Below are 10,150 nucleotides of genomic sequence, written 5' to 3' on the forward strand. Positions count from 1 at the left end.
CGCGGGCGGCCGCGCGGGTATCAAACAAGGGACAAGGAGCGGTTTGTGGTATGAATATGCGCGGCTCATCGGGGAAGTCCGGCCCCGTTACGTCATCATTGAAAACGTGCGGGGCCTGCTTTCCTGCGGTATTGAGAGCGTCCTGCAAGACCTGGCCGCGCTCGGGTACGATGCGGAATGGGAAGTGCTGCCCGCGGCCGCCCTTGGCGCTCCGCACCATCGGGAGCGGGTTTTCATTGTTGCCTACCCCCACGGTCGCCTGCCTGACGGAGAGCATCGGTTGCTGTCTCCGCTCCAGAGAATCCTGGGAAACGTCAACCAATCTCCGCAGCTTTTTGCTTGGCTGGGCCTACGGATTGACCGGGCGCGAAAAACGTCCGCCTTGGAAGTCTATCCCGGACCCGTCATTTATCGAGTGGATGATGGGCGTACCGAGGGGCTGGACGGAGCCGACGGGCGCGAATCTGGTCAGACCAACAAAATCGGCCGGGTAGATACAGCCACGGCGCGCTCCTGGGTACCGCGTCTCAAGGCTTTGGGCAACGGCATAACGCCGCAGCAGTCTTATGCCGTTGCGGCCTGTATCCTCCTGGCCGAGGGCTTGCCCGTGCCGTCCATGCTTAGCGAGCGAGGGGCGTAAACTGGCATGACAAAAGGCGGGGACGAAACCCCGCCTTTTTATGGCGCTCGCCGATTCTATTTGTATGCGATGGCGTGTTATTTTTGGCACTAATCGTAGCCCGGAGAATTTTTCAAACTAAACGTCGTTTCGATTCAAACTAAATGGCGCGTTACACCGCGCAGGGCCGCCAGACACGCTTTCCAGAGGCAGATCTTCGCTGATCCGCCGCCAGTTCCGGCTTTCCGCCAGGGCCTCTTCAGCCAGGTCACGCAAAGCCACATAACTCTCCGCCAGGCTGAAACGGTCCGTATCAACGACGCGATCGGCCCGCAACGGCTCGTCAAAAGCGTCGGAAACACCGGTCAGCAAATCCATCTCGCCACGCGCGGCCCGTGCATAAAAGCCCTTGGTATCCCGTTCCACCAGAGTGTTCAGCGAGCAGCGCACCCAGACTTCGCGGTAAAGAGGAATCTCGTCGCGGTTTTTCTGGCGCATGCATTCATACGGCGTGATGGCCGCCACAATGCAGATCTTGCCCTGGGCATGCCTCTGCAGCACGTGTTCACGCATGGCGTCGATATTACGCAGGCGGTCCTCGGGACGAAAACCGCTGAAGCCGAAGCGGCGGCGGAAGCAATCGCCGTCAATGAATTCGACCTCATGGCCCCGCGTTTCCAGATACAGGCGCAACAGTGACCCCAGGGTGGTTTTGCCGCTGCCGGAGAGCCCCAGCAACCAGATAACAGGCATCATGCGAACCTCGCTTTAGGGTGGCGGCCCGGCATGCAGCCGCGTACCGTCGTGATCGGAACGTACATATCTGTTCCGCAGTAATGCAAAAAACCGGCCAATGCTTGTCTTTTGCGGCAAAGCGCCCCGTCCGGTTGTTTCTCGGAAAAAGCGAAGGAAATTTTGACAGCCCGCGCGCCAGGCGGACGCTATACATCCTGGGCGAAACCGGACTTTCACCCTTCTCTGGAGCATGCAACACGTAAAATAGGCGTTTGCGGCGAGAAAGCCCTTTTATTCGCATTTCATGACGGGAGTTGCAGGCAAAGCCTTGCGGAGCAATTCGCGCATGAGACGCGCTGACGGTTCAAGAGTATTTTGCGTTTGATATATTACACATTTCAAACAGTACGCCGCCCGCGTGCCGCGGAAGCGGTAGCCGTTGGCGAGTCTTCGAGTCATACGGATACCGACAGCAATGCTAAAACGCGGCTTAGCGCGGCTGTCGATGCCCGTAAGCCCTTCATGGGCTAACGGGCCCGGCGCCGCCTCCGGTCGCTTTCTTGCACTTGGGCGCGGGTGCCCGCTCACGCGCCCACCAGAGTAATTCACTCATTTCAATCGTGAGTTGTTCCAGAACCCGACATTGGGAAAAAAATAACTTGACAAAAACGGCGACACGACAAAAACTGCTTTCAGGTCTTGTTTGAATATACAAACAAGACCTTTCCCCAAGCAATAAAAATTTCCGGCATGGCCGCTCCCAATGGCAAGGGAGGGAGCGGCCAACGCGCCGGGAACGGAAGAAACGGCGAGGGCCGCGTCAGTCGCGCGGTTCCGCCTGGAGCATGAATTCCACATGCTCCTCACAGTCCGGGCACTGCACGGGCGTCTCCTTGAGAACGCCTTTGCGCGCGGCATAGACAAAGGGAAAGATGGCGTTCAGCGCCATCATGCACAAATTGCCGCTTTTGCCCTTATCCAGCAGCGGGCCGTCAAAATAGACGGCATCGCCCACGGCGTAGAGAGGGCAGCCCGAACGGACGACCACGGCTTTGATTCTGCTTTCTTCCATATAGACCTCCTTGGCATATGGGCGGTCCGTATTCGCCCGGCAGCGAATGCGGACCGCCCGCCGTTTTCCGGCAAGACCGGCTTTTTTCATAGCGGCAGGCGCCCTTTCGTACCGGCCACAGTATACGCCCACCGCGCCCGGCGGGCTATCCGGAATTGCAGCGGTGCCTTAGGGCCTGCTAACGCCATAGAATTTTTGTTCGCCTGCAAGGAAGATAAATCTGCTTTGGAGTGCACCCTTGCCTCAGTCGTTGCAGCGAAGCTGCTTACGAATGAGGACAGCAGCGATCTGGCACGCGACCGAAAAAGCAGGTGAAATCTAACGCGGCAGGAGGACAAAAAGGCATAGCGTTAGAGCAAGTTCAAAGTGGAATTGCTCTGGCGGCTGCATAAGCAGACGCCTGCCACGAGCGTCAACCGTTGGCGGCTATGCCGCCTTACGGATGACGACAGCAGAGCTAAGCGCCGGAGACCGACCCGAAGGGTGGCCCGCAGGGCCATGGCCGTAGACACGCGAAGCGCGCCGTACGGACATCGAGAGCAGGGCGAGTGGCTTAAAAACTTTGAGAATGTCAATTCTCAAAGTTAATCTGCTCTAACAGGCCCCAGAGCAGTTTAGCGTTTAACGTTAAGTCGCTCCGGGGGCCCGCAGTCCTTTTCCCGGAACGGTTCTGACCGGGACTGCCCGACTACGGCCGAGTGTGGCCGGGTGCGGCAAGGCAAGCAGCTCTTTTGGGCCTGAACGCTGCCATGACAAACAGCCCCACGCACTGCGCAGGGCTGTTTGCACAAAAAAAGAGGGTCAGCTTTGGACTGACCCTCTTGAACTAGCTGGCGGAGCGGAAGGGACTCGAACCCTCGGCCTCCGGCGTGACAGGCCGGCGTTATAACCGTCTTAACTACCGCTCCGTGGTGGGCAGTACAGGACTTGAACCTGTGACCCCCGCCGTGTGAAGGCGGTGCTCTACCAGCTGAGCTAACTGCCCTCGTCGGGAGACACTTAAGTATGCGAAACAGGCTCCAGAGTCAAGCGGAATTCATCGAGTAAAAAAATTTTTACAAAAACAAAATATTAACTCATTAATTTTAAACAATAATTTTTTAAAAGCTCGCGCGAATGCCGCACCTCGACTTGCGGGGCGGTTTGCGGAGTGATAGAGCTTAATCAATGACTCAGGGGTAACGGACAGCACAATGAAATTCCCATGGAAACAACTCAGAGCGGCCGCGTTATGCGGCTGTATGCTTTTGGCGGCCCAAAGCGTTTTGGCCCGCGTGGTGGACGGCAACAACATTATGGATCAGCGCATGAGCGAGAACCTCTGCGCCATTACCTTTGATGACGGCCCCTCGCGCAATACGCCCCAGCTTCTGGACATGCTCGACCAGTACGGCATCCCGGCCACTTTTTTTCTGCTGGGCAAGCAGGCTGAACTTCATCCGGACATCGTCCGGCGCATCGTGGCCGAAGGCCATGAAATAGGCAATCACTCCTATTCCCATCCCAACCTCCGCTTGCTGTCATCGGAGCGCAAGGACGAGGAAATCCGCCGTACCGACGCCATTCTGCGTTCCCTGGGGGCCACGCCGCTTTTCCTGCGGCCGCCCTACGGCGCGTTTGACCACAACACCGTGGAAACCGCCGAGTCTCTGGGCCTTTCCGTGGTACTCTGGTCCCTGGACAGCCGCGACTGGAAAGGCCTGCCTCCGGACTACGCCAAACTGCGCAGCACGCGGGGCTATGCCTATCCCACGGGCTCGTTGCGCGGCATCTTTCTTTTTCACGACACGCACAAAAGCACGGTGGACGATCTGCCCCGGATCATTGCGGACTTGCGCGCGGGCGGCTGCCAGCGTTTCGTGACCGTGAGCGAATACCTGGAAGGCGTACTGGACCCGGAACCCGGCCTGCTGATGACCCGGCGGCCCGTGGGCGAAGAGCCGGGCCAGATGCCTCTGGCGGCCCGTCATACTGTAGAGGGCGTGGAAGAATCCGCGGAACTGCCGCCGACCCGCGGCTGGCCCGCAGGAACGGGTCCGCTGCCTCTGGCCCGCAGCAGCAAGCCCTGGCAGCCCGAAAGCAATGCCGCGCCTTTCAGCGGGCAGGCCCTGGACCAGCATGAACGGGGCGGCGCCTCGCCGCAGTCGACCCTGCCCACGGGGCTGTCCTTGCGTCCCTCGCCCCGCCCCGGCGCACCGGCGCCGCTTTCGTAACAGCCGACCGAGACTGACGCATAAAAGGCCGTCCCTGTTATTCGGGAACGGCCTTTTCCACACCCGGAGGCTACCGGGAATGAACGCCCCTCTCCGCTTCAGGATAATCTGTTTCTGAAATCCGCATAGCCGAACTCGCGCAGCAGGCGGAAGCGGTTTTCCCCACTCGCGTTCCCGGCCTTGCAGATGCCGATGGACGGCAGGCGCAGGCCGTTGAAGGTCGTGGTCTTGACCATGCTGTAAATGGCCATGTCCCCGAATACCAGACGCTGCCCGGCTTCCAGGGGCGCGGCAAAGCCGTATTCGCCGATCACATCCCCGGCCAGGCAGGACTTGCCCGCCAGGCGACAGGTCCAGGCTTGTTCCCCGGCGGCCCCGGCGCGCGCGGTCGCCCCCTCATGGCGGTAAAAGACCTCCGGCCTGTAGGGCATCTCCAGCACATCGGGCATGTGGCAGGCGGCGGAAACATCCAGCACGGCCACGGGCATGTCGGCCATGACCACATCCAGCACCGTGGCCGTAAGCCAGCCGGCGTTAAGGGCCACGGCCTCGCCCGGTTCCAGATAGATCCGGGCGTCATAGCGTTGACGCCAGCGCGTCAGGCAGGCGCAGAGCAGGTCCAGATCATAGCCCGGCTTGGTAATGTGATGCCCGCCGCCCATGTTGATCCAGCGGCAAGCGGGTAAATACGGCCCGAATTTTTCCTCCACGGCGTCCAGGGTACGGGCCAGGGCGTCGGCCCCCTGCTCGCAGAGAGTATGAAAATGCAGGCCGGAAATGCCCTCCAGGTCGGCGGGGTCGAAATGGCGCTGGCGGATGCCCAGACGCGAGCCCGGCGAACAGGGGTCATAGATGGGCACCGCACCTTCGGAATGCTCGGGGTTGAGGCGCAGGCCGCACTCTATGGGATTTTCAGCGCGGCGCGCACGGTTGTGAGCTTCGATGACGGGCCGGAATTGCCGCCACTGAGTCGGGGAATTAAAGACAATATGGTCCGCCAGATCCAGCAGCTCGACGATTTCCGCCTCAGTCCAGGCGGCGGCAAAAGCGTGCACTTCACCGCCGAACTCCTCCCGCCCCAGGCGCGCCTCGTCCACGGAGCTGGCGCAAACGCCCCAAAGCGGCCCCGCGCCCGTGCGCGAGAGCAGCGGAAAGGTGGCCCAGGCCGCATAGCCCTTAAGGGCCAGCAGAATTTTCGCGCCGGTGCGGCGCTGCACCTCATCCAGAATGGCGGCGTTGGCCGCCAGGCGCGCCTCGTCCAGCACGAAGCAGGGGGAAGGGACAGGGGTTTCGTCCGAAAAAAGGAAGTCCAGGCAGTCCATGTATGTTCCTTTGCAGCGGCACCTTGCGTCCGCGCCGCAGTCAGGCTTTTTAGAGAAGAGAAACGCGGGCTTGTCTCCTGCTCCCTGGCTATCGCGGCCTACGGGCGCCGACGCTTAGACCGCCCCCTGCCGCACGCCAGACCGACGGCTATCGATAAATCGGGGAGCCACTTCGCCAGAAGTTGACGCGCGGCGATTCCGGGGTGCAGCTCGCCATGCGAGCAAGACCCGTTATACGCCGCGTTGTCGCGTTACGTTGTTAGGGGGATGATCCGGGGGGAATGCAAAGGGGGCCTCGGAGGGGGCGCAGCCCCCTAACAGGCCCCCTTGCCGCACGCCGCGTAGGCGGCCCAAACGCCGGCAGGCGGGAAATCTCCGTGCCCAAAGGGCACTCATACCGCCAGGCCCCGCTCTTCCAGGTCTGGATATAAACGCCGCCTTGGCGGCCTCATCCAACTCTACTCCATTTCCACACACTGCCACGGCAGCCCGTAGACGTTCAGATCCGCCATGAAGGGATCAGGGTCAAACTGCTCCATATTCCAGACGCCGGGCTCGCGCCACTTGCCTTCCACGATCATCTTGGCGCCGATCATGGCGGGCACGCCCGTGGTATAGGAAATGGCCTGGGAACCCACCTCGGCATAGCAGGCTTCGTGGTCGCAGATATTGTAGACGTAAACGGTCTTTTCCTTGCCGTCCTTGACGCCGCGCATGAGGTCGCCGATGCAGGTCTTGCCCTTGGTCAGCGGGCCCAGGGAGGACGGGTCGGGCAGCAGGGCCGAAAGAAACTGGATGGGCACGATCTCCCGACCCTGGAAGCGCACCGGGTCGATGCGGGTCATGCCCACATTGCCGAGCACCTTGAGGTGGTTGAGATAGTTGTCCGAGAAGGTCATCCAGAAACGCGCCCGGCGGATGCCCTTGAGGTTCCGCACCAGGGATTCCAGCTCCTCATGGTACATGAGGTAACATTTCTTTGTGCCGATGCCGTCCGGAAAATCGTAGTTCATGGACCAGGCCAGGGGGTCGGTTTCCACCCACTCGCCGCGCTCCCAGTAGCGGCCCGGCGCCGTGACTTCGCGGATGTTGATTTCCGGATTGAAATTGGTGGCAAAGGGCTGTCCGTGATCCCCGGCGTTGCAGTCGATAATATCCAGCACGCGCACTTCGTCCAGCTCGTGCTTCAGGGCCCAGGCCGCGAAAACGTTGGTCACGCCCGGGTCAAAGCCCGAACCCAGCAGGGCCGTGAGCCCGGCTTCGCGAAAGCGGTCGGCATAGGCCCACTGCCACTTGTATTCAAACTTGGCCGTGTCCAGGGGCTCGTAATTGGCCGTATCCAGATAGTGCACGCCGCATTCCAGGCAGGCGTCCATAATGTGCAGATCCTGATACGGCAGGGCGAGATTGCAGACCAGATCCGGCTTGACCTGCCGGATCAGCCGGCAGAGTTCCGGCACGTTGTCCGCGTCCACCTGGGCGGTGTCGATGTCCACGCCCGTGCGGGCCTTGACGCTGCGCGCCACGTCCGTGCAACGGGACAGCGTGCGGCTGGCCAGGGTGATCCACTCGAAAACGCCGGTTTCCTTGGCCGCCTGGGCGCACTTGTGGGCCACCACGCTGCCCACGCCGCCCGCGCCGATGATCAGGATCTTCGCCATATCTACTCCTTCTTTCTCCAAATGATAACGCCGTCGGAGACCCGAGATTCCCCTGTTCCGGAAGCCTGCTTCCGGAGCGATTCACGTTTGAAATGACTGCATTGCTCTGTAAAAATTTCTCTGCAAATCCTTGCCACGAAATGCGCGTGGGCGGGCTTTGCTCGCCGTAACCCAGTGTTCCAAATGTTAAATTCTCTATGGTCCGGAACAGACCGCATCGTCAAGCCGCAACGTCGCTCTTGTCCCCGTCCAGCGTCAGCACGTGCGCGTAACGGCCGCTTTTGCGGGCCTGCTCCGCCAGGGCCGCGCCCTCGCCCCGGCAACGCGGGCAGGCATGGCGCGGAATCAGCAGGCAAAGGGAACGGTCCACCCGTTCCGAGCTGGTTTCAATGCGGCCCAGGCCGGAACAGTCCGCGCAGAGCCGCCAGGCCTCGCGCTGGCTTTCGCGCAGCATGTCCGTGTCGTAAAAAATATGCTTGCTCCGCACCCACCAGCCGTCTTCCTCCCGGCCTTCGGCGGGTTGTGCCGGAGGCCGCCGGTAGAGTTCCACAATCTGGTCGCAGAGCTTGGCGATATACTGGCCCACTTCGGGCCGCTGGCGGGTGGAGGACGGGGTCCAGCCCGGCTCGCGGATGTCTTCCGCCGAAAGTCCGGCCAGAGCCAGACAGATGCCCATATTAACATAGGGCAGCGCGCCCCGGATGGCGTAACCGCCTTCCAGCACGGCGATGTCCGGATTCAGGGCCTTGTTCAGGGCCGCGTAGCCCTGGGCCGACAGGCGCATATTTGCCAGCGGGTCGGTGAAGTGATTGTCCTGTCCGGCGGAATTAATGACCAGATCCGGCTTGAATTCGGCCAGAATGGGCAACACGGCATGCTCGACGGCGTAAAGGTAGCCCTCGTCCGAGGTTTCCGGCGGCAGGGGGATATTGATGGTCTTGCCCAGAGCCGCCGGGCCGCCGCATTCCTGCGGAAAACCGGTGCCGGGATAGAGCGTGCGGCCGTCCTGGTGCAGGGAGATGAACAGGGTGTGCGGATCATTCCAGAACACATCCTGAGTGCCGTCGCCGTGGTGCACGTCCGTGTCCACGATGGCGATGCGCAGGGGCCGACCGTCGGGATGGGGATAATGATCGCGGATGTACTCCACCATCACGGCTTCGTTGTTGATGTTGCAGAAGCCGCGATTGCCGTGGACCACGCGCATGGCGTGGTGTCCGGGCGGGCGCACCAGGGCGAAGGCCTTGTCCTCTTTTTTTTCCAGCACCAGGCGCGCGGCGGCGATGGCGCCCCCGGCGGACGCCAGATGGGAATCCGTGCTCACCGCGCCCACCGAGGGCAGGCAGAAGTGGACGCGCGCCAGTTGGGCGTGGGAGGCAAAAGAAGGCCGGTATTCGGTGATGCCCGGAATGTCGAAAAGGCCCTCTTCCTGCAACTGGTCGCGGGTGTAGAGCAGGCGTTCCTCGCGTTCCGGATGGGTGGCGGAAATGGCCCAGTCGAAAGCCGGAAAAAAGACCACTCCCAGACGGCGGGCGGCCACAAGGGGCTCAGTCATCGGACTCGTCCATATTTTCGAAAATATCGGCCCCGTAACGGGCATCGGAAACCATTCTGCCGAAAAAGCCCTGGCCCAAGCCGAAGGCCAGATTGCTTTCCGCCACGGCGGCGAACAATGGGCCGTTGCCGTCGTACAAGGCGAAACAGCCGCCGCTGCCCTCGCTGCGACGGAAGACCGCGCAGTGCAACAGGCCGGGATCGCCCAGACGGCTGACGATCTCATAGTCGCCGGACTGCTTGCCCAGAGCCAGAATATCGTTCAGGACGTCGTCCTGGCGCGGCTCAAAACGCAGACGGCTTCCTTCCGCGAGGAGGGTGTACATTTCGCTCATGCCGGGCTCCTTATGCTTCCGGTTCCGCGTGAACCGGGATTCTAGTACTGTGAATGCTTAACATTGCACTGTAGGCCGCCGTGAGCAAACCGAAAAACGTGTTTTTCGGCGCAACGACGTAACACGTAATACGAAGTTTACGTGTTGTATTGCACTAGGGCCTGTTAACACTATTTGACAAAGAGCGAGTATTCCGTAAGAATGTCTTATGCAAATTACTCGCGAACAATATGAGAGAATCGCTGACTGCTTCCCGCGCCAAAGAGGTAATGTCCATTTTGACAATCTCCAGGTGTTGAATGCGATTCTGTACGTTGCGGAGCATGGGTGTAAATGGCGTGGACTGCCGAAAAATTTTGGCTGTTGGCACAGCATCTACACGCGCATGAACCGCTGGAGCAAGAACGGAGTTCTTGACCGTATATTTGAACGCCTTCAACAAGAGCAGATACTCCGCCTTAAAATAGAAGCAGTTTCTCTCGACAGTACTATTGTTAAGGTTCATCCCGATGGAACAGGGGCCTTAAAAAAACAGGTCCGCAGTCCATCGGAAAGTCCAGAGGCGGCTGGACGACCAAGCTTCATATGGTTGCCGCGAATGCTGAATGCGCGTTGAATTTCAGCCTCACTCCCGGCAAC

General features: G+C 60.5%; 8 protein-coding genes, 2 tRNA genes and 1 pseudogene. 3 read left to right on the forward strand and 8 right to left on the reverse strand.

What is annotated here, in order from left to right:
• The coding region (locus HMPREF1022_RS16655; RefSeq protein WP_009303221.1) for a DNA cytosine methyltransferase at positions 1-640 on the forward strand (640 nt) is incomplete at its 5' end.
• A 117-nt stretch (positions 641-757) separates the two neighbouring features.
• Here the strand turns inward: HMPREF1022_RS16655 and HMPREF1022_RS11395 are convergent.
• The 4 genes from HMPREF1022_RS11395 to HMPREF1022_RS11410 all read right to left on the reverse strand — a co-directional run bounded on the left by HMPREF1022_RS11395 (position 758) and on the right by HMPREF1022_RS11410 (position 3,411).
• Positions 758-1,375, reverse strand: coding sequence for an adenylyl-sulfate kinase (locus tag HMPREF1022_RS11395; protein WP_009303222.1), 618 nt, complete (start codon positions 1,373-1,375; stop codon positions 758-760).
• Between the two features lie 799 nt (positions 1,376-2,174).
• Positions 2,175-2,426 (reverse strand): TIGR04076 family protein, encoded by a 252-nt coding sequence (locus HMPREF1022_RS11400; protein WP_008682643.1) that lies wholly within the window; start codon positions 2,424-2,426, stop codon positions 2,175-2,177.
• 831 nt (positions 2,427-3,257) lie between these two features.
• Positions 3,258-3,334: transfer RNA gene (locus tag HMPREF1022_RS11405), tRNA-Asp, on the reverse strand.
• Position 3,335: 1 nt separating this feature from the next.
• A tRNA-Val gene (locus HMPREF1022_RS11410) sits at positions 3,336-3,411 on the reverse strand.
• Between the two features lie 256 nt (positions 3,412-3,667).
• On the opposite strand from HMPREF1022_RS11410, the gene HMPREF1022_RS11415 reads away from it, so the two are divergent.
• Positions 3,668-4,639 (forward strand): polysaccharide deacetylase family protein, encoded by a 972-nt coding sequence (locus HMPREF1022_RS11415; RefSeq protein WP_232221593.1) that lies wholly within the window; start codon positions 3,668-3,670, stop codon positions 4,637-4,639.
• 98 nt (positions 4,640-4,737) lie between these two features.
• Here the strand turns inward: HMPREF1022_RS11415 and nspC are convergent, their stop codons facing one another.
• The 4 genes from nspC to HMPREF1022_RS11435 form a co-directional block, all read right to left on the reverse strand.
• The gene (gene nspC / locus HMPREF1022_RS11420; protein ID WP_009303224.1) at positions 4,738-5,961 is read right to left on the reverse strand and encodes a carboxynorspermidine decarboxylase; all 1,224 of its coding nucleotides are present in this window, start codon (positions 5,959-5,961) and stop codon (positions 4,738-4,740) included.
• Positions 5,962-6,419: 458 nt separating this feature from the next.
• Entirely contained in the window at positions 6,420-7,622 is a 1,203-nt protein-coding gene (locus HMPREF1022_RS11425) for a saccharopine dehydrogenase family protein (RefSeq protein WP_009303225.1), read from the reverse strand.
• A gap of 220 nt (positions 7,623-7,842) precedes the next feature.
• Positions 7,843-9,177 carry a histone deacetylase family protein gene (locus HMPREF1022_RS11430; RefSeq protein WP_009303226.1) on the reverse strand — a complete coding sequence of 445 codons (1,335 nt, stop codon included), beginning with the start codon at positions 9,175-9,177 and terminating at the stop codon, positions 7,843-7,845.
• The gene (locus HMPREF1022_RS11435; RefSeq protein ID WP_009303227.1) at positions 9,170-9,511 is read right to left on the reverse strand and encodes a hypothetical protein; all 342 of its coding nucleotides are present in this window, start codon (positions 9,509-9,511) and stop codon (positions 9,170-9,172) included. The genes HMPREF1022_RS11430 and HMPREF1022_RS11435 overlap by 8 nt, the downstream gene beginning before the upstream one ends.
• Before the next feature lie 208 nt (positions 9,512-9,719).
• On the opposite strand from HMPREF1022_RS11435, the pseudogene HMPREF1022_RS17475 reads away from it, so the two are divergent.
• Positions 9,720-10,150: pseudogene (locus HMPREF1022_RS17475) on the forward strand (IS5 family transposase); the annotation flags it as partial.

Source organism: Desulfovibrio sp. 6_1_46AFAA (assembly GCF_000224635.1).
Taxonomy (GTDB): domain Bacteria; phylum Desulfobacterota; class Desulfovibrionia; order Desulfovibrionales; family Desulfovibrionaceae; genus Desulfovibrio; species Desulfovibrio fairfieldensis.

What these genes read in the sequence shown, in the direction of transcription:
- HMPREF1022_RS11395 (WP_009303222.1), bottom strand. Translation starts at nt 1,375, where the DNA reads ATGATGCCTGTTATCTGGTTGCTGGGGCTCTCCGGCAGCGGCAAAACC.
- HMPREF1022_RS11400 (WP_008682643.1), bottom strand. Translation starts at nt 2,426, where the DNA reads ATGGAAGAAAGCAGAATCAAAGCCGTGGTCGTCCGTTCGGGCTGCCCT.
- HMPREF1022_RS11415 (WP_232221593.1), top strand. Translation starts at nt 3,668, where the DNA reads ATGCTTTTGGCGGCCCAAAGCGTTTTGGCCCGCGTGGTGGACGGCAAC.
- nspC (WP_009303224.1), bottom strand. Translation starts at nt 5,961, where the DNA reads ATGGACTGCCTGGACTTCCTTTTTTCGGACGAAACCCCTGTCCCTTCC.
- HMPREF1022_RS11425 (WP_009303225.1), bottom strand. Translation starts at nt 7,622, where the DNA reads ATGGCGAAGATCCTGATCATCGGCGCGGGCGGCGTGGGCAGCGTGGTG.
- HMPREF1022_RS11430 (WP_009303226.1), bottom strand. Translation starts at nt 9,177, where the DNA reads ATGACTGAGCCCCTTGTGGCCGCCCGCCGTCTGGGAGTGGTCTTTTTT.
- HMPREF1022_RS11435 (WP_009303227.1), bottom strand. Translation starts at nt 9,511, where the DNA reads ATGAGCGAAATGTACACCCTCCTCGCGGAAGGAAGCCGTCTGCGTTTT.